This window comes from Thalassolituus sp. ST750PaO-4, from assembly GCF_020320405.1.
Classification (GTDB): Bacteria; Pseudomonadota; Gammaproteobacteria; order Pseudomonadales; family Oceanobacteraceae; genus Venatoribacter; species Venatoribacter alkanivorans.
The window spans coordinates 532,797-558,175 of record NZ_JABVCB010000007.1 but is presented as its reverse complement, the minus strand read 5'-3'; the positions used below and the strand labels follow the sequence as shown (position 1 = coordinate 558,175).

At 53.3% G+C, this 25,379-nt stretch carries 20 protein-coding genes and 1 tRNA gene; 11 read left to right on the top strand and 10 right to left on the bottom strand.

Going from position 1 to position 25,379, the window contains the following annotated elements:
• Positions 1–44 precede the first annotated feature (44 nt).
• Positions 45–2,036 (bottom strand): sensor domain-containing diguanylate cyclase, encoded by a 1,992-nt coding sequence (locus HUF18_RS08335; protein ID WP_225691839.1) that lies wholly within the window; start codon positions 2,034–2,036, stop codon positions 45–47.
• A gap of 326 nt (positions 2,037–2,362) precedes the next feature.
• On the opposite strand from HUF18_RS08335, the gene HUF18_RS08330 reads away from it, so the two are divergent.
• The 8 genes from HUF18_RS08330 (at position 2,363) to HUF18_RS08295 (ending at position 11,563) form a co-directional block, all read left to right on the top strand.
• Positions 2,363–4,678: a c-type cytochrome gene (locus HUF18_RS08330; protein WP_225691838.1), complete on the top strand. Its 2,316-nt coding sequence runs from the start codon at positions 2,363–2,365 to the stop codon at positions 4,676–4,678.
• Between the two features lie 10 nt (positions 4,679–4,688).
• Positions 4,689–6,044, top strand: coding sequence for a DUF1501 domain-containing protein (locus tag HUF18_RS08325; RefSeq protein WP_225691837.1), 1,356 nt, complete (start codon positions 4,689–4,691; stop codon positions 6,042–6,044).
• Positions 6,045–6,059: 15 nt separating this feature from the next.
• Complete coding sequence (locus HUF18_RS08320; protein ID WP_225691836.1) at positions 6,060–6,560, top strand: TlpA disulfide reductase family protein; 501 nt, start codon at positions 6,060–6,062, stop codon at positions 6,558–6,560.
• A gap of 15 nt (positions 6,561–6,575) precedes the next feature.
• On the top strand, positions 6,576–6,788 hold the full coding sequence (locus HUF18_RS08315; RefSeq protein WP_225691835.1) for a DUF4266 domain-containing protein: 213 nt from the start codon (positions 6,576–6,578) through the stop codon (positions 6,786–6,788).
• An 11-nt stretch (positions 6,789–6,799) separates the two neighbouring features.
• Positions 6,800–7,993, top strand: a complete 1,194-nt coding sequence (locus tag HUF18_RS08310) for a DUF3570 domain-containing protein (protein WP_225691834.1) — start codon at positions 6,800–6,802, stop codon at positions 7,991–7,993.
• On the top strand, positions 7,977–8,891 hold the full coding sequence (locus HUF18_RS08305; protein ID WP_225691833.1) for an FAD:protein FMN transferase: 915 nt from the start codon (positions 7,977–7,979) through the stop codon (positions 8,889–8,891). Before HUF18_RS08310 ends, HUF18_RS08305 begins: the two co-directional genes overlap by 17 nt.
• 120 nt (positions 8,892–9,011) lie before the next feature.
• Positions 9,012–10,559 carry an amidase gene (locus tag HUF18_RS08300; RefSeq protein ID WP_225691832.1) on the top strand — a complete coding sequence of 516 codons (1,548 nt, stop codon included), beginning with the start codon at positions 9,012–9,014 and terminating at the stop codon, positions 10,557–10,559.
• Between the two features lie 158 nt (positions 10,560–10,717).
• Complete coding sequence (locus tag HUF18_RS08295; RefSeq protein ID WP_225691831.1) at positions 10,718–11,563, top strand: SDR family oxidoreductase; 846 nt, start codon at positions 10,718–10,720, stop codon at positions 11,561–11,563.
• Between the two features lie 100 nt (positions 11,564–11,663).
• Here HUF18_RS08295 and HUF18_RS08290 read toward each other — a convergent pair whose 3' ends face one another.
• From HUF18_RS08290 to HUF18_RS08250, 9 genes are all read right to left on the bottom strand, one after another.
• Positions 11,664–12,734: a porin gene (locus tag HUF18_RS08290; protein WP_225691830.1), complete on the bottom strand. Its 1,071-nt coding sequence runs from the start codon at positions 12,732–12,734 to the stop codon at positions 11,664–11,666.
• A 130-nt stretch (positions 12,735–12,864) separates the two neighbouring features.
• Positions 12,865–14,031 carry a choline ABC transporter ATP-binding protein gene (gene choV / locus HUF18_RS08285; protein WP_225691829.1) on the bottom strand — a complete coding sequence of 389 codons (1,167 nt, stop codon included), beginning with the start codon at positions 14,029–14,031 and terminating at the stop codon, positions 12,865–12,867.
• 1 nt (position 14,032) lies between these two features.
• On the bottom strand, positions 14,033–14,872 hold the full coding sequence (gene choW / locus HUF18_RS08280) for a choline ABC transporter permease subunit (protein WP_444875583.1): 840 nt from the start codon (positions 14,870–14,872) through the stop codon (positions 14,033–14,035).
• Between the two features lie 345 nt (positions 14,873–15,217).
• Positions 15,218–16,144: a choline ABC transporter substrate-binding protein gene (locus tag HUF18_RS08275; protein ID WP_225691828.1), complete on the bottom strand. Its 927-nt coding sequence runs from the start codon at positions 16,142–16,144 to the stop codon at positions 15,218–15,220.
• A gap of 25 nt (positions 16,145–16,169) precedes the next feature.
• On the bottom strand, positions 16,170–17,864 hold the full coding sequence (gene betA / locus HUF18_RS08270) for a choline dehydrogenase (protein WP_225691827.1): 1,695 nt from the start codon (positions 17,862–17,864) through the stop codon (positions 16,170–16,172).
• 10 nt (positions 17,865–17,874) lie between these two features.
• Positions 17,875–19,344, bottom strand: a complete 1,470-nt coding sequence (gene betB / locus HUF18_RS08265) for a betaine-aldehyde dehydrogenase (protein WP_225691826.1) — start codon at positions 19,342–19,344, stop codon at positions 17,875–17,877.
• Positions 19,334–19,969, bottom strand: coding sequence for a transcriptional regulator BetI (gene betI / locus HUF18_RS08260; RefSeq protein WP_225691825.1), 636 nt, complete (start codon positions 19,967–19,969; stop codon positions 19,334–19,336). Before betI ends, betB begins: the two co-directional genes overlap by 11 nt.
• Positions 19,970–20,277: 308 nt before the next feature.
• Positions 20,278–21,393 carry a cell division protein ZapE gene (zapE, locus tag HUF18_RS08255; protein ID WP_225691824.1) on the bottom strand — a complete coding sequence of 372 codons (1,116 nt, stop codon included), beginning with the start codon at positions 21,391–21,393 and terminating at the stop codon, positions 20,278–20,280.
• Positions 21,394–21,534: 141 nt separating this feature from the next.
• Complete coding sequence (locus tag HUF18_RS08250) at positions 21,535–22,182, bottom strand: alpha/beta hydrolase (protein WP_225691823.1); 648 nt, start codon at positions 22,180–22,182, stop codon at positions 21,535–21,537.
• Positions 22,183–22,392: 210 nt separating this feature from the next.
• Between HUF18_RS08250 and cysD the strand changes: the two genes are divergently transcribed.
• The 3 genes from cysD (at position 22,393) to HUF18_RS08235 (ending at position 25,377) form a co-directional block, all read left to right on the top strand.
• Entirely contained in the window at positions 22,393–23,301 is a 909-nt protein-coding gene (gene cysD, locus HUF18_RS08245; protein ID WP_145470980.1) for a sulfate adenylyltransferase subunit CysD, read from the top strand.
• 1 nt (position 23,302) lies between these two features.
• On the top strand, positions 23,303–24,916 hold the full coding sequence (gene cysN, locus HUF18_RS08240; RefSeq protein ID WP_225691822.1) for a sulfate adenylyltransferase subunit CysN: 1,614 nt from the start codon (positions 23,303–23,305) through the stop codon (positions 24,914–24,916).
• Positions 24,917–25,300: 384 nt separating this feature from the next.
• Positions 25,301–25,377 (top strand) — tRNA-Met (locus HUF18_RS08235).
• The last annotated feature ends 2 nt before the right edge of the window (positions 25,378–25,379 follow it).

The window sequence follows — 25,379 nt, the reverse complement described above, 5'->3', positions numbered from 1 at the left end:
AATAATAAAGGATGCCATGCATCCTTTATTATTTCTTACGACAATCATCCACGATAATGTGTCACCTGATTACGACCATTGGCCTTAGCATAATATAAGGCCTCATCGGCATAACGCACCCAATGCTCTGGCTTATCCTGATACTGCGGAACGTCACCATGTACCCCGATACTGACCGTTACTTTCAGGCCTTCGGCAAGACGGTCAAAACTCAGATTAGCAATGGTTTTGCGTAAACACTCAGCCACCAGCATCGCTCCGGACAACTCCGTATTGGGCAGAATAAGAATAAACTCTTCACCGCCATAACGCGCAATCAGATCGGTATTACGGTGTACCGTTTGCCGTATAGCCTGAGCGACCACACGCAGAATTTCATCCCCCGCCTGGTGACCATGAACATCGTTAACCTTTTTAAAATAATCCACATCCAGCATCAGCAGACTGAGCGGCTCACGCTCACGGATAGCACGGGCCATTTCCCGTTGCATAATCTGATCAAAGAAACGACGATTCCGGACATTGGTCAGCGGATCAGTGATACTCATTATCTCAAGTTTACGGTTGGCATCTTCCAGCTCTAAGGTGCGCTCTTTAACACGAAGCTCCAGAGTTTCCGTTGCTTTACGCTGAATTTCCAGCGCCTTTGCCTGCGCTTCACGTGCTTCACGTTCATGTTCCAGCGCTTTTTCCTGAGCAAGCCGCGCATTTCGCTCCTGCTCCAGCGCATCCTCTTGTGCTATGCGGGCTATTTTTTCATGCTCAAAAGCCGCTATCTGAGCCTCAAAACGTTCACGTTTTTCCTGATTTAAACGATCAGCCAGAGCAAAAGAGAGCAGAATAACTTCCAGTGCCGAGCCAAACTGGACGATATTCTCAGTAAACATATTACGCGGAATAATATTGAATTTATTCATTGCCAGAATCGCACCACCGATCAACATTGATGACCAGGCAACGGTGTAATAACGGGCCGCAGAATATCCCTGACTCCAGCGCCAGACACCACCATAAATAGCCAGGCCAATACCAATCACCGCCGTCGCAATCAAAACCCGGATCATGGTGTGATATGGGATAATATTGCTCATCACAACAATGGCCAGAGAAGCAATAACAATCACGCCAAAGGAGCGGTTAAGCCAGTTAACTTCCTGAAGATTAAGAAAATTACGGGTAAAAATAGCCGCAAAGAGTACAACGCCACTGAGGAATACAATGATACTCTGGTCATTCCACTCAGTAGCTGTCGGCCAGAGATATTGAAAGTTAATACCCTGCAAGCTACCAAGAAACGCTGCCATGCTGCCAACATACAGCACGTAGTACAGATAATTTGCTTCCCTTACCGCCAGAAATATAAACAGATTATACAGCACCATAATCAGCATAATGCCGTAATAAAGACCCATCCCAAGAATCTGGTGCTGGTCGTGAATAAAAAAATCACGCTCCTGCCAGATACTCAGTGGAAACTGCATAGAGCTGGAGGTCTCCACGCGGAATATCCACTCGTCAGCATCGCCGGCAGCCAGCGTCAGAGGAATAACAAAATAGCGGTGAATTACCGGTCGTTGATAAAATGATTGCTTATCACCCAGCTCCAGCTGCTGCCAATCTCCTTCATTACTGCGGTGATAGACACGGACATGATCCAGCACTGGATAGGTAAGACTGAGGAAGCGTTGTTCGGACCGATCCCCGGGATTACTCAACGCCAGACGAAACCAGTACACAGAATCGGTATAACCAAAAGACATTTTATGCTGCAGATTGTACTGCCAGGCCAAGGCTGCCGAAGGTACCCCCTGAATGGCCGCTTGGGTATCTTCGTAATATTGCAGCACCGGATCCAGCTCCTGCCCGGACGCTAATGTGCGGATATCGGTATATTCTGCCGTCCGGACATTACGATCAGTAATGCGCTCTTTATTATTGTTACCTTCTGCAATATCAGCGGTTGCTGCTATTCCATCAGGGACAGAAAAAAACATCAGCCAAATAAAAACCATTGGCGAAAGTAACCGCTGGGACATAATTCATCCATCCGTATGATGAATTCAGTCTAGCAGGCAAACCTTGCAGTGAAGGGAATAGCGGCTGATTTATTCCGAACAAGAAAAAGTACCGAAGTACCATATAAAGACCACTTACTAAGTATTCTGCATGAACACAGGCGACAGCAGATACAGCATGCCCCTTCTGCGCCACAAAAAATTACACTGCCGGTTCTGTCATATCATCAGAGTTGAGCGTTGTTCACAGTTTTTTCACGGAATGACTGCTATAAAAGATCCGATCCATCAGGACAATAACAAAAGGAATGCCCGCAGAAGGCATGATTCAACGCGGTGAGGCGAGGATGAAACACACACTCTGGTTGGTATTACTGCTGACTCTGGGCGCAACCCTGAGCGGCTGCAAGAGCGAATATTCAGGAGATGTTGGCGGCGCGTCGAATGGCGGCAATGGCACTCTGATTGGCAATTACAACCCCGAAGGACAGCGCCAGTATGAACGCCAGTGCGCATCCTGCCATGGGGTTGACGGTAACGGTACTCCCATTGGCTCGTCACTGGTTGCCTGTGCCACCTGCTCAACTCTGAGCGTTCTGGCGGATGAAATCAGCCGCACCATGCCCATCGGAAAAGTAGGCAGCTGCAGTGGCAGCTGTGCGACCGATACCGCGGAATACATCCTTTATGCGTTCAATGGTTATAACCTTGCCGCTGCCACAACCACACTGGAAGGTGTCGCCAATAACGAACTGACCGTTACCCTGCGCAGTGCAGCCTTACAACTGGCTGGCCGCCTGCCCACCGACAGCGAAATTGCCATGGTGGAAAATAATGGCGAAAGCGGCCTGAGCCTTGCGCTCAATCAGCTGATGAATGAAGAGAATTTTTATCAATGGCTGATGGAAGCTTTTAACGAACAGCTGCTGACCGACAAATACCTGACCAGTAATCAGTCTGAAGGTGGAGTCAACCTGCTGGACCCTGACGACTACCCTAACCGTAAATGGTACAACGATGCTTACCCAGCGGATGAGCAGAGCAGCATCCGTGGCTGTGTGCGCACACTTACTAACGATGCCGTTGCCCGCGAACCTCTTGAGCTGGTGCGTTACGCCGCCAAAAACGGTCTGCCTCACACCCTCTATATGAATGCCGACTACATGATGGTGAACTGGTACAGCCAGCAGGTCTATGAAGCAACATTGGTTGATTCCGGTACCCCCTTTAAGCAGCTGGCTGAGCCAGTTTGTGATGCCAACGGTGTTAAAGTTTATTACGACCCGAACGATTTCCGCCCGGCACAGGTAAAAAAGAATCTCGAATATGAAATAGGCGGCCTCTATCACGCCGGTGTGCTGACCTCTCCGATGTTCTTAAACCGCTATCCAACTACCGTAACCAACCGCAACCGTCACCGTTCACGTATTGTTTTTGATTATTTTCTGGACACCGACATTCTGAAAATTGAGGGTGACCGTCCGGGCGATGGTATTGGTACAGGTACTGCAAACCCGACGCTGCTTGATCAGGCCTGCTATGCCTGCCATCAGGTAATGGACCCGGTTGCTTCTGCTTTCCAGCACTTTACCGACCGCGGCCAGTTTATTGTGACCGGCAGCACCTCCCCTAACCGCTGGGACAGCTCCGATATAGAACCCGCAGGTCTGGCTGGTAAAACCATTCCACTGTCCGGCAGCAGCGGCTATTTCCGCAAGATGTTGCAGTGGCTGGGTACCGAAATCGCCAACGACCCGCGCTTTATCCGCGCCACCATGCGCACCCTGTATACCGGGATCATTGGCCAGGAGCCGCTGGAATCACCGGGCGAAAATGGCAGTGATGCCGACAAAGTCGCTTATAACAGCCAGCGCGCCGTCATTAACACCATCGGTCAGGCCATGGCGGCCGACGGCTGGAATATCAAAACCGGGGTAAAGGGCATCATCATGAGTCCTTACTACCGCGCCAAAGCGCTGGACGCCGGCAAACTGGTCGCCAACGAACACATCGGTGCCACCCAGTTCCTCAGCCCGGAACAGATGCAGCGCAAGCTGCAGGCTACCCTGGGCTTTGGCTGGGATGAGTTCGGCAATGAAAACAACCGCATTATGTACGGCGGCATGGATTCCGACAGCATTACCGAACGCATCCGTGAACCCAGCGGCCTGACCATCGCCATTCAGCAGCGTATGGCGACAGAAATGGCCTGCCGGGGTACCGCGCTGGATTTCACCCGCACAGCCACCGAACGCAAGCTGTTCCGTTATGTTGAGCCGACAACCACACCGCTGAACAGCGATGGCACGGTCAACGCTCAGGCTGTCAGTATGATTAAACACAACCTGCAGCATCTGCACTGGGTACTGCTGGGCGAACAGCTTGATATAAACAGCAGCGAACTGCAGGCCAGCTATGACCTGTTCTATCAGGTCTGGGCCCAGGGTCAGGAGCTGCTGGCTAATTACCGCGACTACGAACCACGACCAGGGACCTCTCTCGAAGGGGAATGTCGCGCGCGCTGGTACCGTGCCGCCGACGGCCGTACCAATGGCGATATGCCGGAGGAATTACGCCTTGAACGGGATGAGAATTACAGCATCCGCGCCTGGATGGCTGTAATTACTTATCTGCTGTCTGACTACCGCTTTGCCTACGAATAAGGAGAACGCCATGAAACGTCGTCACTTTCTGCAACTCATGGCGGCCACCGGCATGACCGCACAAATGCCGCTGTGGACTCCCAAGGCTCATGCTGCAGCCGCACCCGACCGGTTTCTGGTGGTTGTTAATGCCAGTGGTGGCTGGGACCCGACCTCGCTGTGCGATCCCAAAGGTCTGAACAGTGCCTATGAAGCTCAGTCTAACCGCCATCTGGGCTCTACCAACTCCGTCGATCTGGACCCGGCTAAAGCCTTCGGCAATATCCGCTGGAGTGCCATCCCATCCTTTGTATCCAACGACGATGCCGTACTGTTGCGGGTAGAAGGCCAGTTCGATCAGTTCTTCAATACCTATGGCAACCGTCTGACCGTCATCAACGGCATCGATACCGGCACCAATAACCACGATACCGGCAACCGCGTAATATGGTCTGGAAAAGAAGAGATTGGTTATCCCAGCCTTGCCGCCTACTTTGCTGCGGCCACCAGCCCAACCCTGCCAATGGCCTTTATCAGCAACGGTGGCTACGACTTTACCGACTCACTGGTTGCCCGTGCCCGGGCCAGTAATGCAGATTTTATTAACCAGCTGGCAGACCCTAACCGCTACAGCGGCGACCGGGGTTTTATGTTCCGCACCAGTGACCGCAGCATCGACCAGTACAGCGCTATTGTTGCTGCACAGAAAGCCAGGCTTCAGCGCCAGCAGCAACAGGAGCCACTGCCGTTACGCCGCCAGCAGCTGAGTCAGTTGTTCGGTATGCGCAGTGAAGACAGCAATCTTGGTCAGCTGAGCGTATCGCTGGCCGATATCCGTGCCAACGTCAGCCGCGACAGTAACTGGAACACGAACCGTTCCAACAGCCTGAAAAGTCAGGCAGAGGTGGTAACCGCCGCCTTCCACAGTGGCCTGGCGGCCTCGGCCAATCTGAATATCGGTGGCTTCGACACCCACGGTAATCACGACGCCAGTGCTTATCCGCAACTGGGGGACTTACTGGAAGGCATCCACTTCCTGCAGGTTGCCCTGCAATACGCCGGTATCGCCGACCGCACCACGGTCGTGGTTGGTTCTGACTTCGGCCGTACACCCTACTACAATTCCGGTAATGGCAAAGATCACTGGCCGGTAACCAGCATGATGGTATTGCACCCCGGCAGCACCGGCGGCAAAGTGTTCGGCGCCTCCACCAGTGAATATCGTGCTCAGACACTGAACCGCAGCACCGGCCTGGCCGATGCCAGCGGCGACAAGCTGACCCCGGCTCATGTTAACCAGGCTCTGCGTAAGCTGCTTGGAGTTGATCAAAGCGTCCTGAACAGCAATTATCCGCTGCGGGTTAACGACTTTGATATTTTCGCTTAATAAGGAGATAAGCCCGTGCGCTTACTGATGACCGCTGTACTGTTACTGACCAGCCTGCTGACCTCATCCCTGAGTCTGGCGGTGGAAACCGGCGACAAAGCCCCGGCCTTCAAACTGCCGCTGTTAACCCAGAAAGGTCAGCTGTCACTGGCCAGCTACAAAGGCAAAGTCGTGTATGTTGATTTCTGGGCCTCCTGGTGCGGCCCCTGCCGTAAGTCCCTGCCGTTGCTGAACGAACTGCGTTCTGAGCTTAAAGGCCAGGGTTTTGAAGTGCTGGCCATCAATCTGGATGAAGACGTCAAAGATGCCCGTGCGTTTCTGAAAGAATTCCCGGTCAGCTACCCAACGCTGTACGACGGCGAAGGCAAAACCCCCACCGCTTTTGGTCTGCGTGGTATGCCAACGTCTTACCTGATTGATCGTCAGGGACGGATTCAGAGCGTGCATCAGGGCTTCAAGCCCTCCGATATCAGCAAAATCCGCGCTGAAGTCATTCAGCAACTGCAGCAAAAATAACGGAGTATTGAGTCCATGCTCAGCCGATTACTGCTTACCGTAACTATCCTGCTGATGATCAGCGGCTGCAGCACGGTAAAACCCTGGGAACGGGGCAACCTGGCCCAGGACATCATGGCCTGGCAGCCCGACCCGCTGAAGGCCTCGCTCGATAACCATATTCATTTTTCCAAGGAAGGATCGTCCGGCGGCGGTCAGGCAGCCGGGGGCGGATGCGGCTGTAACTAGCCCGATATGTTATGAGCAAACACACACTCAATTCTCTGGCCGCTCTGGCAGCGGCCGCGGCGACTCTGCCGGTTCAGGCGGAAAGCGCGCCAACCGAACAGGTGATGGCGTACCGCTTCAGTCAGTATCAGGAAGCAGATGCTCCACGCGAGCGTACGTTCACTCCGATCACCGAACGCTACAGCATCGATATTCACCAGTTTCGCTATGGACGGCCATTAGGCGATGACTGGTATCTGAACAGCGAGTTTCAGTACGAAACCCTGAGCGGTGCTTCCCCCATGCAAACCTACCGCACGACGGAAGGCAAAAGCCTGATGCTGATGAGCGGTGCCAGCGGTACCATTAACGAGACCCGTTACGACCTGAAAATCGCTCCCAAACGCTATTTCAGTGGCGCTCTGAACGGCCAGCTCGACGGCACGCTGGGAACCAGTCTGGCCCTGTCGCAGGAAAACGATTACCAGTCTGTTGCTCTCGGTGCCGATGGTTCGCTGGAGTTGTTTAATAAACACACCACCCTGCTCGGCTCGGTGAGTATGTCACTGGATGAATTATCCCCCACGGATACCGATTCTTACGCGACACGAAAACCTGCCGATGGCCGTGGTAAGCGCAGTGTCTCCATTTACGAAGGTGTCTCGCAGGTTATTGATAAAAACCGCGTGGTACAGGTTGGCATCGGCTACACCCAGCTGTCCGGCTACCTGTCCGACCCGTATAAACTTGAAGACCGCCGCCCCGACCGGCGTGGACAGCTGACCTTCAGTGGTCAGTACCGGCACTTTTTTCCGTTGTGGGATGGCGCAGCCCTGCATGGCGATTACCGCTACTACAGCGATGACTGGGGCATTCGCTCGCACACCCTGACTGCACGCTGGGCACAGAGCGTCAGCCTGGCGCCGTTTTCGTTCCGCTTTATCCCGATGATGCGCTACTACCGCCAGACCCAGGCCGATTTTTACAGCCTCGAACAGAATCCGCCGGATGATCAGCTGAACAGCTCCGATGCGCGTTTATCGTCTTATGGTGCCTTCAGCTATGGCTTAGAAAGCCGCATTCTGTATCAGCAATGGACGCTCAGTATCGACTGGCAGCAATACCTGTCATCGGAAGATTTCGCCCTGGTACAGACCACCAATAACGAAACCCCGGCACTGGTCGATTACAGTATCCTGAGTCTTGGCATTGAATACCGCTACTGAAGCTGTAACCCTGTACCGCCATGAGTTTACCGCCATGGCGTCGCCCTGCTGCTTTCATCTGCCCGACCTGTCCGGTATTCATACACTGGCGCAGCAGATGGAAGAGGAAGTGCGCCGCATTGAGCAGAAATACAGCCGCTACCATCACGACAGCGTACTGTCCCGTCTGAACGAGCATGCAGGGCAAGCCAGCGTTATCGATGCCGAAACCGCCTGGCTGCTGAATTACGCCCGGGTCTGTTTTGAACAGAGCGACGGCCTGTTTGATATCAGCTCCGGCATTCTGCGCAGCGTCTGGAACTTCCGTCATCCCGCCCTGCCCGACAGCGCCACTCTGCAGCGCCTGTTGCCACGCATTGGCCTTGGCCGGCTGACCCTGAACGATAACGAACTGCGGATGCCCGCCGATATGGAGCTGGACTTCGGCGGAATCGGCAAGGAGTACGCCGCCGACTGTGCCGCTGCCATTGCCCGCAATGCCGGCGTGCATCAGGGAATTATCGATCTCGGCGGCGACCTGCACATTCTCGGCCCGAAAATCAGCGCACAGGGAGAAGAGCCCTGGCTGCTGGGTGTGCGCCATCCACGCAAGCCGCAGCAGGCCATTGCGCAACTTCCGGTTTATCGCGGCGGCATGGCCACCAGTGGCGATTACGAGCGCTATTTTGAGCTGGATGGCCGCCGTTACTGCCACCTGTTAAACCCACAATCCGGCTGGCCGGTCAGCCACTGGGCCTCGGTGACGGTGCTGGCTCCGTCCTGCCTGCTGGCCGGCACCTTATCCAGCATTGCCATGCTGCGTGAAGCCGCTGCCGTTGACTGGCTGCAGGAACAGGACGTTCATGCCCTGCTGATCGACCCTGCCCTGCAACTGCAGCCTCTGACACCAGAAGCCTGACACTCAGCGCCTGCGTTCTGACATTCAACCCCCATAACCTGACACCGGCGGCATTGGCCGTTACCGCCAAGGGCTGATATAAAGAGGCCCTCAATAAGAAAAACATCAGCAGGTCAGACTATGGAAACGCCAAGCGCCGATACCGTCAGTAATCCAGCCACGGAACAGGCTGAAGCCGTCCACGCAGCCCCTTTTGATTACCGCCAGCATGACGCGATGGGGCTGGCCGATCTGGTACGGCGCGGTGAGACTTCCGCCAGCGAACTGCTGGATCTGGCCATTACCCGGGCCGAAGCGGTCAACCCCAAAATCAACGCCATTATTACCCCCCTGTACGATTACGGCCGCGCACAAATTAATGCCGGCTTACCCGATGGCCCTTTTTCCGGCGTCCCTTTCTTACTGAAAGACCTGCTCTGTGCGGTCGAAGGTACACCGCTGAGCAACGGCAGCAATGCATTAAAAGGCCGTATTTCACCACGCGACAGTGAACTGGCCAGCCGTTTCAGACGCAGCGGTCTGGTGTTTTTTGGTAAAACCAACACGCCGGAACTGGGGCTGATGGGCGTCACCGAACCCAAGGCCTTTGGCCCGGCGCGCAATCCCTGGAATCTGAATCACACCCCCGGCGGCTCCAGTGGTGGTTCGGCCGCAGCTATTGCCGCCGGCATTGTGCCGATGGCCTCCGGTGGTGATGGCGGCGGTTCTATCCGCATTCCTGCCGCCTGCTGTGGTCTGTTTGGCCTCAAGCCAAGCCGTGGCCGGGTGCCGACCGGTCCCTATGCGCAGGAGTTCTGGGACGGTGCGGCGACCGAGCATGTACTCACCCGCAGTGTGCGTGACAGCGCCGCCATGCTGGATGTGATCGCAGGCCCCGATGGCTCCAGCCCCTACCCGCTGCGCAGCCGTAATAATTATCTCGAATGCCTGAACCAGCCGCTGCGCAAACTGCGTATCGGTTATACCAGTACCTCCTTTATCGGCCGCCCGGTCAGCGCTGAGGCCGTTGCCGCCGTTGAGCACAGCGTAAAATTGCTGGAGCAACTCGGCCACGAGGTGGAGCCGGTTGACATCCGTCTGGATGGCGAAGCGCTGGCCGACAGTTACCTGACCATGTATTTCGGCCATGTTGCGGCCGACCTTGAATTTATGGCGCAGCAGCTGGGCAGCCGCATCAGCAATCTGGATGTGGAAGACGCCACCAAGGTGCTTGGCTTCCTCGGTAAAACCATCTCCGCCGGAGATTTCGTGCAGGCCAAACGCCGCTGGAATGACTTTGCCCAGACCATGCACCTGTTTCATCAGCGCTACGATGTATTATTAACCCCGACTCTCGGCTCTGAGCCGGTGCCGATTGGCAGCTTTGAGCCACCGGCATGGGAAGCAATAGCCATGAAAGTGATCAATGCCTTTGGTCTGCATAAGTTACTGCTGAAAAGCGGTATGGTGAAACAGATGGCACTGGATAATCTGGAGAAACTGCCCTTTACCCAGCTCGCCAACCTGACCGGCCTGCCGGCGATGTCGGTGCCGTTATACTGGACGGCGAATAACCTGCCACTGGGCTCGCAGTTTATTGCGCCAATGGGCGATGAGAACACCCTGCTGCAGCTGGCCCAACAGCTGGAACAGGCGCAGCCCTGGATGCAGCGCATCCCGGATTTATAAGGTGCAACGCATCCTGGACTTATAAGGTGCAACGCATCCCGGATTTATAAGATGCAACAAACACGCTACAGAAACAGAAAATAAAAAGGCCATCCACAATCCTGTCACAGGATTGTGGCACCCTGACCGATAACAATTAAAAGATTGCCAATATGCCCATGAATAATAAAACCGTTCTGATTACCGGCTGCTCTTCAGGTATTGGCCGCGCCCTGACCGAAGAATTTCTGCGTCATGGTTATCTGGTGTATGCCGCCGCGCGCAATACCGACAGTCTGCATAACCTGACCAGCACCCATTTAATTCCCCTGCAGATGGATGTGAACAATGCGGCGGATGTTCAGCAGGCGGCTGAACTTATCCGTGAACGCTCAGGCCACCTGAACTGCCTGATTAATAACGCCGGTTACGCCGCTATGGGGCCGGTGGCCGAGCTCAGCAGCGAATCGCTGCAACAGCAGTTTGCCACCAACGTATTTGCGCCCATTGCGCTGACCAAAGCCTTATTGCCGTTATTACAGGCCGGCCAGAGTGAAAAACATCCGGCTCAGGTGGTCAACATCGGTTCGGTTTCCGGCATTCTGACCACACCGTTTTCCGGTGCCTACTGCGCCACCAAAGCCGCTCTGCATGCCTTATCCGATGCCCTGCGCATGGAGCTGGCGCCGTTTAATATTCAGGTTATTACCGTTCAGCCTGGTGCGATTCAGTCAAAATTCGGTGATAACTCTCTGGCCAATCTGGGCGATCTGATTCAACCCGGTTCACTTTACGCACCGCTGAAAAAACAGATTCAGGCACGGGCGACTGCCTCACAGGACAACCCGACTCCGGCAGCGGATTTTGCCCGCGAATTAATGGCACAGTTACTGAGCCAACCGGATCCGGTAATCCGTATCGGCAATGGCAGCCGCGCACTGCCCTTTATGAAACGCTGGATTCCACTGCCTCTGCTCGACAAAATTCTGAGTAAAAAATTCGGCCTGCTGGCGTTAAAACGCTGAGGCCGAGAGCACAACGTGGTCTCATAAAACATAACCTGACGCCATAAAAAAACCGCAGCCTGAGCTGCGGTTTTTTTATGGTCTTATTACGTCTGTTTAATCAGAAATAATAATCCATGGTCAGGTACAGTGCATCGTAGTCGCCGTCGTCCACTTCGCCGTCTTTACCGATATCACCATCATTGGATACGTATTCAAGGTAGAACCAGCCCGGGCCATAGTTATAGCTCACACCCGGCGCCCAGCTGTCGGCGGAGCCAACGGTATTACCCTTGGTATTCGATTCAGCATTGGTGTAATCCACATAAAACAGGTAATCACCCATGCTGTAGGTCAGCGTTACAGCTTTACGGTCGTTTTTAACCTTAGGTAAACCGCTTGCACCGCCAATACCGTTCAGATCACGTTCGGTGATCATATACAGAGCTTTAACACCTAAATTGCTGAACTCACCTTCGTAATACACAACCGCGGCATTATGCTCACCAACATACGGACGCTCAGCGTTAGCACCGGTCAGATCACGTAATTTACCGTTCTGGTAAGAGGCACCGACTTTTTGCTTATCAGCCAGATCATATGCACCGTTCAGCACAAAGGTCTGCGTTTTCTGGTAAGTGGCTGGGCTGCCCAATTCGCTACCCCAGTGACCACCGTCATCCATGGTTTCGGTGCTGGAACCAAAGTCATCAACGTGGAAGTAAGCAACGTCGTAGTTAACCGCACCCAGATCGGCACTCCATTTAACACCGACATCCATCTGGTCGGCATAACCACCCAGCAACTCATCGCCAGGCCAGAAGTTAACGGTTGCCCAACCAAAAGGTACCTGAGATTTACCGATTTTCAGCTCACCCTTGCCAAAGGTTTTACCCACCCAGGCTTTATGGAAACCGAAATGAGCACCGGTATTGTTATTCGCCGGATCGGTGAAAGCACCGGTGCCATAACGCATTTCTGAGGAGAACTGCCAGCCGGTTTTTTCATCGGTTTTATCGATATACAGAATCAGCGCTTCGTAGTTGGTATCACCATAAGACACTTCATCAACGTTATCGTTATAAAGCGCATGATTCAGCCAGAAGCCACCGCTGATCGATTCCGATGCAACAGCAGGCACCGCACTTGCACTGATGGCCGCAATGGCCAGGGATAAGTGTACTTTTTTCAAAAGACTCTCTCCTTCCTTATTATGAATGAATCCCGGAAAACTCAGGGTTTCCCGTGGATATCTGGCCAGAACAGACAGAGCTTACCGCCTGTTTGCCCGGCCAAATTACGGCATCAACCTAAAGTTGATACTAGTCGTCGGACATCATTTTTCCCAACAACGTATGGTACAGCTCGCGGTCACCGACAACGCCCTGCACCCCCTGTTCATCACCTACCAGAACCGAGTGGCCTGTGTGGTAACGGATTTCCATCACATCACGCATGGCTGTGCGCGGCCCCACACGGGTGGGGATTTGCTGCAGCGCGCTGATATCATCACCCTGCTGCCAACACTGTACAGCATAGACCTGATCTTTTACCTGTACCTGATTACCATCGGGGCTAAGCCAATAATCATGGCGTTTGCTCAGACAATAGCCCCGTTCCTGCTGCGCCATATCACTCAGCTCACGCATTATTGATACTGCACGCAATACATTCAGCGGATTGGTATGGGCAACAAAATCACGCACATAATCGTTCGCCGGATTGAGCACAATGCTTTCCGGTTTACCATGCTGCACAATTTCACCGTCTTTCATAATGGCGATATGGCTGCCGAGTTTCAGCGCTTCATCAAGATCGTGACTGACAAAAATAATGGTCTTCTTCAGTTTTTCCTGCAGCTGCAACAACTCATCCTGCAGCTGAGTCCGGATCAGCGGGTCGAGGGCAGAAAACGGCTCATCCATTAATAAAATATCGGACTCAACCGCCAATGCCCGGGCCAGACCAACCCGCTGCTGCATACCGCCGGATAACTTACCCGGTTTAAGCTTTCGCCATTCAGCCAGGCCAACGACTTCCAGCTGCTCACTGACCCGGCGTTTGATTTCAGCTTTCGGCAAGCCCTGTAATTCCAGTGGCATCGCAACATTCTGCTCCACCGTCAGCCAGGGCATTAATGCAAACTTCTGAAACACCATAGAAATCCGGCGCATACGGATATCGCGCTGGGTTTGTGCATCGGCGCTGGCAAAGTCGAGCATTTCACCGTCATGCTCAATATTTACCGCCCCACGGGCAACCGGATTAAGGCCATTAATACAACGCAACAGGCTGGATTTACCAGAGCCAGAAAGGCCCATCAGTACACAGATTTCACCGCGTTTTACCGTCAGTGATGCATCTTTAACGGCAATCAAAGAACCACTTTGGGCACGTACCTGTTCACGATCCAGTCCCTGATCAAGTAATGCCAGCGCCTGCTGGGGTTGTGGGCCGAAGACCACATCAAGATGTTTAATTTCGATCATATCAGCTCACCTGTTCCCGTTGTTTGCACAGACGATCGAGTAAAATCGCCAACAGAACAATGGCCAGTCCCGCTTCAAAACCGCTGGCAATATCTACCGTGTTCAGCGCCCGGACCACAGGCTTACCCAAACCATCGGCGCCGACCAGGGCGGCAATTACCACCATCGACAGCGACAACATAATGCACTGCGTCACACCGGCAGCAATATTAGCCGCCGCCGCCGGCAGTTCGATACGCCATAACAACTGTGAGCGCGTGGCACCAAAGGATTGACCAGCCTCAACCATTTCTTTCGGTACTTCAGAAATACCCAGATAGGTCAGACGCACCGGCGCGGCTATGGCAAAAATAATGGTGGAAATCAGGCCCGGTACAACACCCAGACCAAACAATGTCAGGGTTGGAATTAAATACACAAATGGCGGAACGGTTTGCATCAGATCCAGCACCGGCCGTAAGACGGTGTATAAACGCGGATGATGCGCCGCATATATACCGATAGGCAGACCTAATAAAATACAAAACAGCGTGGCATACAGCACCAATGACAAGGTCTGCATGGTTTCGACCCAGTACCCCAGGTTCCAGATCAGCAATAACGACGCAACGGCATACAATACCAATCCCACAGAGCGGTGCAGCCAGAACGCAAACAGTGCCAGAACCACAATAAAGGCGCCCGGATGCATCCAGGTAAGCGCATCAGTACTGGAATTAATCAGCCATTCCAGTGATTCGGCCATGGCATCAAAGAAACCGGAGGTGTTGTCCACCAACCAGTCGAAAAACAGCTCGATATATTCACCGAGTGGAATTTTAAAACTATCCATAAGACTCACATAGTTATAAAGAAACAAAACAGAAATCTGAGCAGAAGTCAGTGCAGAATGTGCACTAGGGCCTGTTAACACTAATTAAACAGGCCTGTTATCGGCTAAAAATTTCTCAGGCAAGGCGCTGAGAGTGTGGCCTAACGGGTTCAGCGAGCGAACAGCAACGCAGGATGAGGGATTTTTAGCCATAACCCTTCGGGCTGAGGCCAGTTTTCCCCATTAACATCGTCGTTCGTCATTCATTTAGCCCGCTAATATCACTCCTCTCTCCTTGTTCTGAGAAAAACTGGCTCTCAGCAGGCTCGATTCACTTAGTGTTAACAGGCCCTAACTTCCTGCGTTTATGGATACTTAGCGGAAAGCAGCCTGTGCCTTAGTTAAAGCCGGCGATCCGTCAGCGGCTTTAACGTCTTTCAGCCAGACGTTCAGGACGTCAGGGTTATTTTTCAGCCATTGTGTGGCTGCTGCTTTGGGTTTTTTACCGTCATCAAGAATGGCCGCCATCACCTGATTTTCCATTTCCAGGGTAAAGCTCAGGTTGTTGAGAAATTTACCGATTTCCGCGCACTGACCAACATAGTCTTTACGGGTATTGGTAAATACCGACGCGCCGCCCAGATCCGGGCCAAAGAAATCATCACCGCCTTCCAGATACGCCAGATCGAAGTTGCTGTTCATCGGATGTGGCTCCCAGCCAAGGAAAACAATCCACTTATCACGACGGGTTTTACGCTTAACCTGTGACAACATACCGGCTTCGCTCGACTCCACCACTTCAAAGCCTTTCAGGCCAAAAGCGTTCTGATCAATCATCTCCTGAATCAGACGGTTACCATCATTACCCGGCTCAATACCGTAGATTTTTTTATCGAACTTATCGGAAAATTCAGCGATATCCGCAAAGGTTTTTACTCCGGCATCATAAACGTACTGAGGTACAGCCAGAGTGTACTTGGCACCGCTCAGGTTTTTACGCACCGTATCGACCGTGCCACGTTCACGGTAGGCTTTAATATCGCCTTCCATGGTTGGCATCCAGTTGCCCAGAAATACATCAATATCGCCATTTTCCAGCGACTTATACGTCACCGGTACCGACAGTAACTGCGTACTGGTCTGATAGCCTGCACTTTCCAGCACCACGGAAGCCAGAGCGGTGGTGGCGGTAATATCCGTCCAGCCAACATCAGAAAAGCGTACGGTATCGCACTGCTCTGCCTGAGCGGCAGAAGTTACCGCCAGTACCATGGATAATAAAATCGTTCGTAAAGTCATCATTTGTCTCCTGCATTTTTTTGCCGGATCAGGCCGGCGGATTAGTCCGTTGTTTTTCTTTCCAGTCGGCTTCCATACCCACCTCTGCGTTACTGGGAGGTAAAATCTGTGAGCGGCCTGTCAGACTGCTGCGGATAAAATCCGCTGCACGCTCGGCCACCATAATGGTGGGGGCATTTAAATTGCCGTTGGGAATCGTCGGAAAAACGGAGGAATCCACCACGCGCAATCCCTGCACACCATGAACGCGGGTTTCGGGATCAACCACGGCTGATTCATCAGTACCCATTTTGCAGGAGCAGGATGGGTGATACGCGCTTTCGACATTGCTGCGCACAAATTCATCGATCTGTTCATCTGTCTGCACCTGCTCACCCGGTTGAATTTCACCATCGCGATAGGCATCAAATGCCGGCTGACCAATAATTTCACGGGTCAGCTTTACGCAATCGCGGAAACCTTCGCGGTCATCTTCGTGCTGCAGATAATTAAACAGAATACGTGGTGCACTGTGCGGGTCAGCGCTGACAGCGCGGATATAACCACGGCTTTTCGGTTTGTTATGACCGATATGCACCTGAAAACCATGGCCATCAAAAGCCGTACGGCCGTCATAACGCATTGCTGCGGGTAAAAAATGGTATTGCAGGTCGGGCCACTCAACCCCGGCTTTTGAGCGGATAAAGCCACAGGATTCAAAATGGTTGGTCGCGCCCAGACCTTTGCGGGTAAACAGCCAGCGACTGCCGATTAAAAACTTACTCCACAACCCCAGCTTGCTGTTCAGGGTAATAGGCTGTTTGCATTTAAACTGAAAATAAAATTCGAGATGATCCTGCAGGTTTTCACCCACTCCGGGTAAGTGATGGTTTACTTCAATACCGGCCTGCTCCAGTACATCACGCGGGCCAATACCGGATAACTGCAGAATATGCGGCGAACCTACGGAACCGGCTGATAAAATAACCTCTTTGCGTGCACGCAGATTTTCAATTTTGCCTTTACGCTCATAGCGCACACCGGTTGCACGTAACCCATCCGGCTGCTTGTCCAAAAGAACCTTATGCACCAGCGCATGGGTAATCACGGTTAAATTATTGCGTTTCATCGCCGGACGCAGATAGGCATTGGCGGTTGACCAGCGCAGGCCATTTTTTACCGTCATATGCATCGGGCCGAAACCTTCCTGCTGCTTACCGTTGTAGTCGGCGGTAAAGTCATAGCCAGCCTGCTGCCCGGCTTTAATAAAGGCCCCGTACAGCGGATTTTGCATATTATTGCCGTTATTAACGCCTAACGGTCCGCTGTCGCCGCGGTACTCATCACCACCAAAAGCCCAGGTTTCAGCCTTTTTAAAATAAGGTAAACAATGGGCGTAATCCCAGCCTTCAGCCCCCGCTTTTGCCCACTCATCAAAATCACGGGCATGACCACGCACATACACCATGCCATTAATGGATGACGAACCACCCAACACTTTACCGCGCGGGCAATGCATACGGCGGTCATTGAGATACGGCTCCGGCTCGGTTTCAAACTGCCAGGCGTATTTTTTGGTATTCATCGGAATGGATAATGCGGTTGGCATCTGAATAAAAATACTTTTATCCGAACCACCGGTTTCCAGCAGCAGTACCGATACCTGAGGATCTTCGCTCAGACGATTCGCCAGCACACAACCGGCGGAACCGGCACCAACAATAATATAATCAAATTCGTTCATGGGTATTTCCTCAGAATGGGCTTTCCAGTGGATTCATACCCACGTACACCGCTTTTAACTGGGTGTAGTGCTTAATGGTTTCGACGCCGTTTTCACGACCGATACCAGATAATTTGTAACCACCCACCGGCATTTCCGCCGGTGAGGCACCATAGGTATTAATCCAGCAGATACCGGCCTGCATCTGATGAATTACCCGGTGAGCACGGCGGATATCGCGGGTAAAGACACCGGCTGCCAGACCCAGACGGGTATCGTTGGCGCGACGAATCACTTCATCTTCATCGCGGAAAGTCAGCACCGACATCACCGGGCCAAAAATCTCTTCGCGCACGATGGTCATATCATCGCGGCAATCGGTAAAAATGGTGGGTGCAACAAAATAGCCGTTCGGTGCACTGTCCGGCGCCAGCGCAAACCCACCACTGGCCAGAGTCGCACCTTCGGCTTTGCCTTTGTCGATATAACTCAGAACCAGTTGCTGGTGTTTGGCGGAAATTAAAGCGCCGAAATTCACGTCCGGGTCCATCGGATGACCCGCCACAATATTATTTTCGGTACGCTTCAGCAGACGCTGCATAAAATTGTCATATACCGCTTCATGCACAAATACCCGTGTGCCATTGGTGCAGATCTCACCCTGGGTATAAAAATTCGCCAGCATGGCCGCCGATACCGCATCATCAAGATCAGCATCGTCAAAAATAATCAGCGGCGATTTACCACCCAGTTCCATGGTGACGTCTTTTAAACCGCCAGCCGCAGCAGCCATTACTTTTTTACCGGTGCCGACTTCGCCGGTAAAAGATACCTTGGCAATGCGTTCTTCGGCCGTCAGCCAGGCACCTACTTCGGCTGCACCGTGGACAACGTTAAACACACCGGCAGGCACACCGGCTTCAATAAATATTTCCGCCAGTTTGACTGCGCCATACGGGGTTTCTTCCGATGGCTTAAAAATCATCGCATTGCCGCAGGCCAGTGCCGGGGCAGATTTCCAGCAGGCAATCTGCAGCGGATAATTCCACGCGCCGATACCGGCGCAGATACCCATCGGTTCGCGGCGGGTGTAATAAAAATCACCGCCTAAATCCTGCTGATTCCCTTCAATGGCTGGCGCGATACCGGCAAAAAATTCAATCGAGTCGGCACCGGTAACCACATCCACCACGGAGGCTTCCTGCCAGGGTTTACCGGTATCCCGTACTTCGCCGGCGGCCAGTTCATCATTACGCTCACGCAATAACGCCACGGCTTTTAATAAAATACGGCTGCGTTCCATAGCCGGAGTTGCCGACCATTGCTCAAAACCACGCTGGGCGCTGTCCAGCGCAGCGGTTTTAATGCTGTCGTCGGCGACCTCCACCTGATAAGCCACTTCGGCTGTGGCCGGATTAATCACATCGAAGGTTTCACCGCTTTGATTGGCCAGCGGCTGGCCATCAATAAAATTCATCAGTCGCATGGATTCAGATCTCATCGGTGCGACCGCTGGTCGCTATCAGTGAATCAATAAAGGCTTTGCACAAACGCTCGGCTTCGTTAAAAGCCTCATCGGTTGCAGGAGTCAGATTGAGGGTGCTGCGCAGCCACATGCCGTCAATCATGGCGGCGGTCATCGCCGCCGCATCGCGGGCGGCAATGGGGTCAGCGATTAACTGGCGGAAGGAATACAACAGGTTGCTGCTCAGGCGCTGGCTGTTAACCCGCTGTAAGCGGGCCAGAGCCGGGTCATGCATGGCTTTCGCCCAGAACGCCAGCCAGGTAACGGTGGCCGAAGACGAGCGCTGAAAACCGGCAAAGTTGGTTTCGACAATCATCATCAGGCGCTCGCGTGGTGATACCTGGCGCGCCTGACCGGCCTGCAGTTGTTGCAACAAGCCCTGCTTCAGCTGCTCCAGCAGATGTCGCACAGCGGCTTCGATAACACCCTGCTTGCCACCGAAATAGTGGCTGATGATGCCGGATGACATCCCCGCCAGCTTGCTGATGGTAACGATGGTCGTGCCCTGAAACCCATACAACTCAATGGATTTCAGAGTGGCGTCAATCAGCTGCTGACGCCGTAAACCCTCGATATTTGCTCTGTTTAAACCGTTACTCAACTGCTTTCCCGCCATTGATTGAACGTTCAATCAATACGAGTCTAAAGTTTAGTTCTCTATGGATCAACCCATCTGCGCAGGACAAAGCACGCAGCGGAGAAGCAGCAAAAAGGCCGCAGGCCAGCCACCATGCGCCCTGAGCAGGGGTAAAAATTAATTAGATATCTATGGAATTTTTATACTGAACAGCGGCAAAAATACTCATTCCCCGGAAAGCAGACATAAAAAAACGCAGCCCCGGCAATGCGGCAGCTGCGTTTTTTTGTCTGACTTATACGTGACAGCAAGGCCGCGGGTGCGGCCAGCTATTACTCAGCGCGGTGTTCGCGCGCCAGGTATTCATGTGATTGCATTTCCAGCATACGCGAGGTGGTGCGCTGGAATTCAAACTCCAGCTTACCCTGACCGTAAATTGCCGGAATGGCCGCATCGGCCGACATAATCACTTTCACACCACGATCATAAAACTCATCAATCAGGTTGATATAACGGCGCGCCAGGTCGTCGTTTTTAATGCCCATGACCGGCACATTCGAAATCAGAATGGCGTGAAACTGCTTACCCAATTCGATGTAATCGTTCTGCGAACGCGGGCCATCGCACAATGCGGTAAATTCAAACCAGGCGATATCGTCACACAGTGCTTTAACCGGAATCTTACGCCCCAGAATTTCCACTGTGCAGTTGGTTTTAACGTGACGCGGGTCGGCGATCAGGCTGTCGAAACTTTTCTGCAGACTGGCTTCTGCACCACTGTCCAGCGGGTAATGGTAAAGCTCGGCCTGCTCCAGCGTGCGCAGACGGTAATCAACACCCGAATCCACATTCACCACTTCGGTGTATTTATTCAGCAGTTTAATTGCCGGAATAAAGCGGTCACGCTGCAGACCGTCTTTGTACAGACCGTCAGGCACGATGTTCGAAGTAGCCACCAGGGTAACACCACGGTTGAACAGTTCCTGCATCAGGCCGCCGAGAATCATGGCGTCGCCGATATCGGAGACGAAAAACTCGTCAAAGCAGATCACTGCGGCCTCATCGGCAATGCGGTCAGCAACGATATTCAGCGGGTTCTTTTCGCCGGCCAGCGCCGTCAGATCGCGGTGTACGCGCTGCATAAAACGGTGAAAGTGAGTACGCATTTTGCGTTTGAACGGCAGCGCATCGTAGAAGGTATCGACCAGATAGGTCTTACCGCGACCAACGCCGCCCCAGAAGTAAATCCCTTTTTCCGGTTCCGGCTTTTTCTTGCTCAGCTTGCCAGCCAGCTTACCGAACAGCCCCTGTTGCGCACGGCGGTTTTCCGCGGCGACCAGGTCGTCAAACAGACGTTGCAGATGCTTAACCGCCATTTCCTGCGCGGCATCATAAGAAAAGTCATCGCGTTGCAGATCGGCTTGATAGAGTTCCCAGGGCGTAGACACAGACAGTCTCCCTTATAGAAGTGGGATATCGGGAAGAAATTCAGGGCGCGCAATTTAACCAAGCAGGGGCAAAAGTGCAAATCCTGACCATGGTCGGACAGCAGGAAAAACCTGCCAAACCGGCCTGAGTCAGCCCCCCTATCAACTCACCCCGGCCGCCTTAAGCAGCGGCGCCCAGTCTTCCTGCAGACTGGCCTTAAGATCGGTCAGGCGACCATGAAAGAAATGGCTGCCCTCACAGAACACCTGATAGTGTGGCGTTGGTACCACCCGCTCAGCCCAGTCGCTGACTTCATCAAAAGGCACTACTTCGTCGGCATCGCCCATATAAATAAAGGTTTCAAACTCATAAGGCAGCTGGTTAGGAGCATCAAAGTGATGCACCGCCGGCGCCAGCAACACAAGCGCCGCAATGCCTTCCGGCGCACGGCAGGCGCTTAAGCAGGCCATACCGGCACCAAAGGAAAACCCCGCCAGAATCACCTTTTGCCAGCCCAGCTCGTTACGCACATAGTTCAGCGCCGCCAGCACATCGTCCTGCTCGCCCACACCGTTATCGTGAACACCTTCACTGTTACCGACTCCGCGAAAATTAAAGCGCAGGGTCGGCAAGCCCAGACCTGCCCCTGTGCGCGTGACGGTAGTAACCACCTTGTTGTCCATCGTGCCGTGAAACAGCGGATGCGGGTGACACATCAGCACGCCCAGACGGCTCTGATCCGCCACCTGCCAGCGTGCGTCCAGTGCTCCGGCCGGGCCTGCAATCGTGATTTTCTGTTCCTGCGCCATAACGTCTTTTCCTCATCTGTCCGGCAACTATATGGCAACTGCTGAAGCCTGCCGTGGCGGGCGCCGGGCGGCCCAAACCAAAGCATCTTCTTCACCATATGCATATAGCTAAATGTTATTGAATATACCTTCTTATATATCAGGCAACTTGGTATATTTCGCGCAATTTACATTGCCCCACACCTACCTTTTGGGAGCCATCAGACCAAAATGACTGACTACAACCTGACGCACTTAAAGCAGCTGGAAGCGGAGAGTATTCATATCATCCGCGAAGTCGCCGCTGAATTCGACAATCCGGTGATGATGTACTCCATCGGCAAAGACTCTTCGGTGATGCTGCACCTGGCTCGTAAAGCCTTTTATCCGGGTAAACCGCCATTTCCGCTGATGCACGTGGACACCACGTGGAAATTCAAGGAAATGATCGAGTTCCGCGACAAGATGGCCAAAGAAGTGGGTATGGATCTGATCGTACACATCAATCAGGAAGGTGTGGCACAAGGCGTTGGCCCGTTCACCCACGGCTCATCCAAGCACACTGACATCATGAAAACCCAGGGCCTGAAACAGGCGCTGGACAAGTACGGCTTTGATGCTGCCTTTGGTGGTGCCCGTCGTGATGAAGAAAAATCCCGCGCCAAAGAGCGTGTGTATTCGTTCCGTGACAGCAAGCACCGCTGGGACCCGAAAAACCAGCGTCCTGAACTGTGGAACATCTACAACGGCAAAGTAAACAAGGGCGAAAGCATCCGTGTTTTCCCGCTGTCTAACTGGACCGAGCTGGATATCTGGCAATACATCTACCTCGAAAACATCGACATCGTACCGCTGTACTACTCCGCCAAGCGTCCGGTGGTTGAGCGTGACGGCATGCTGATCATGGTTGATGACGAGCGCATGCCATTAAAAGAAGGCGAAGTACCGGAAATGAAATCCGTACGCTTCCGTACCCTGGGCTGCTACCCGCTGACCGGCGCCGTCGAATCTGAGGCAGACACTCTGCCGGAAATTATTCAGGAAATGCTGCTGACCACTACATCTGAGCGTCAGGGCCGTGCCATCGACCACGATTCATCCGGTTCGATGGAGAAGAAGAAGCAAGAGGGGTACTTCTGATATGTCACACCAATCCGATCTGATCGCTGCCGATATTCTTGAGTACCTGAAGCAGCACGAAAACAAAGAACTGCTGCGCTTTTTAACCTGCGGCAACGTTGACGATGGCAAATCCACCCTGATCGGCCGTCTGCTGCACGACTCGAAAATGATCTATGAAGATCAGCTGGCCGCCATCGAAAAAGACAGCGCCAAATCCGGCACCACCGGCGAGAAAATCGACCTCGCCCTGCTGGTTGACGGCCTGCAGGCAGAACGTGAGCAAGGCATCACCATCGACGTAGCCTACCGCTACTTCAGTACCGCCAAGCGCAAGTTCATCATCGCCGACACTCCGGGACACGAGCAGTACACCCGCAACATGGCCACCGGTGCATCCACCTGTGATCTGGCGATTATTCTGATCGACGCCCGCTACGGTGTGCAGACCCAGACCAAACGTCACAGCTTTATTGCCTCGCTGCTGGGCATCAAGCACGTGGTGGTTGCGGTCAACAAAATGGACCTGCTCGACTTCAGCGAAGAGCGCTTTAACCAGATCCGCGAAGACTACCTCGCCTTCGCCAAAAACCTGAATCTGGAACTGAGCGATATTCACTTTGTGCCGATGTCCGCCCTCGACGGCGACAACGTGGTAGAACGCAGCACGCGCGCTGCCTGGTACACCGGCCAGACGCTGATGGAAATTCTGGAAAGCGTGGAAATTGCCAAGGATAAAAACCTGGAAAACTTCCGCCTGCCGGTACAGTACGTTAACCGTCCGAACCTCGACTTCCGTGGTTTCTGCGGCACCATTGCCTCCGGTATCGTTAAGCCGGGCGACACCATCATGGCACTGCCATCGCAGAAAACCAGCAAGGTTGAAAGCATCGTGACCTACGACGGCAACCTCGAAGAAGCCTTCGCCGGTCAGGCCGTAACCCTGACCCTGGAAGACGAAATCGACATCAGCCGTGGCGACGTTATCGTTAAGCTCGACGACCTGCCAACCGTGGGTAAAAAGCTGAATGCCGACATCGTATGGATGACCGAGAACCCGTTGATTCCGGGCAAACCATACGACCTGAAATTCGCCTCCAGCTCAACCGCCGGTACCGTGAGCAAAATCCACCACCTGGTGGACGTAAACACACTGGAACAGAGCCTGGCCGATCAGGTAAACCTGAACGAAATCGCCCTGGTGGAAGTATCGCTGGATAAAGCCGTACCTTTTGACTGCTACAGCAAAATTCCGGGTACCGGCGCCTTTATCATCATCGACCGCCTGAGCAACGTCACCATTGGTGCCGGTATGATCGTGGGCGCCGCCAGCGCATCGGACGACAACACGCCGGTAACCGCGGCTGAGAAAGCCCGCCGCTTCAACCAGAAGCCAGCCATTGTTGCCGTTAACGCAGTGAATGCTGAACAGGTGGTACAGGGCCTCGACCGTCGTCTGTTCGAAATGGGACGCGTAGCGGCAATTGCCAGCAACGAAAACGCCCAGATTCTGAAAGACGCAGGTCTGGTGGTTCTGGTTGCCGGCGGTGCCGATGGCGCCGATGTCAGCCTGGCCGCCGATCAGGAAAGTCTCGACTCCCTGATCGCCGACCTGCAGGAACAAGGGATCATCTGATCCCTGACTGAGTGAAGTGCTAACAAAGAGCCCTGCCGGAAACGGCAGGGCTTTTTTATGCCCGGAGCTTTTATGCACCGAAGCGGCATACACGGAATGCTTATCCTCCTCGTACCCGACGCCACCCCAGACCCGCGCCGCCCGAACACATATCAGAAGCTCTCAGACGCAGATAAAGCCCGATTCAGCGCCATCTCAACAATCGCGACAGCAACCCCTGACTGCAGCAGCACAGGGCCTCTGCCCGGACTTTCGCACGGTTTAGTAACTCTTTGAAAAATATCAGAAAAAAATGTTTGACAGGCAAAAGAATGCTGGCATAATACGCGCCACTTGAACGGAGCAATGCAGAAAGCATTAACCACTTCTTTCAGGTAACAATGTGGCTATGTAGCTCAGCTGGTTAGAGCACAGCATTCATAATGCTGGGGTCACTGGTTCAAGTCCAGTCATAGCTACCACG

Excerpts from the sequence above, each read along its gene's own strand:
- cysD (WP_145470980.1), top strand. The coding sequence starts at position 22,393 with ATGACTGACTACAACCTGACGCACTTAAAGCAGCTGGAAGCGGAGAGT.
- HUF18_RS08275 (WP_225691828.1), bottom strand. The coding sequence starts at position 16,144 with ATGATGACTTTACGAACGATTTTATTATCCATGGTACTGGCGGTAACT.
- betB (WP_225691826.1), bottom strand. The coding sequence starts at position 19,344 with ATGAGATCTGAATCCATGCGACTGATGAATTTTATTGATGGCCAGCCG.
- HUF18_RS08310 (WP_225691834.1), top strand. The coding sequence starts at position 6,800 with ATGAGCAAACACACACTCAATTCTCTGGCCGCTCTGGCAGCGGCCGCG.
- HUF18_RS08295 (WP_225691831.1), top strand. The coding sequence starts at position 10,718 with ATGAATAATAAAACCGTTCTGATTACCGGCTGCTCTTCAGGTATTGGC.
- betA (WP_225691827.1), bottom strand. The coding sequence starts at position 17,864 with ATGAACGAATTTGATTATATTATTGTTGGTGCCGGTTCCGCCGGTTGT.
- cysN (WP_225691822.1), top strand. The coding sequence starts at position 23,303 with ATGTCACACCAATCCGATCTGATCGCTGCCGATATTCTTGAGTACCTG.
- HUF18_RS08335 (WP_225691839.1), bottom strand. The coding sequence starts at position 2,036 with ATGTCCCAGCGGTTACTTTCGCCAATGGTTTTTATTTGGCTGATGTTT.
- HUF18_RS08250 (WP_225691823.1), bottom strand. The coding sequence starts at position 22,182 with ATGGCGCAGGAACAGAAAATCACGATTGCAGGCCCGGCCGGAGCACTG.
- choV (WP_225691829.1), bottom strand. The coding sequence starts at position 14,031 with ATGATCGAAATTAAACATCTTGATGTGGTCTTCGGCCCACAACCCCAG.
- HUF18_RS08315 (WP_225691835.1), top strand. The coding sequence starts at position 6,576 with ATGCTCAGCCGATTACTGCTTACCGTAACTATCCTGCTGATGATCAGC.
- HUF18_RS08300 (WP_225691832.1), top strand. The coding sequence starts at position 9,012 with ATGGAAACGCCAAGCGCCGATACCGTCAGTAATCCAGCCACGGAACAG.
- HUF18_RS08325 (WP_225691837.1), top strand. The coding sequence starts at position 4,689 with ATGAAACGTCGTCACTTTCTGCAACTCATGGCGGCCACCGGCATGACC.
- HUF18_RS08330 (WP_225691838.1), top strand. The coding sequence starts at position 2,363 with ATGAAACACACACTCTGGTTGGTATTACTGCTGACTCTGGGCGCAACC.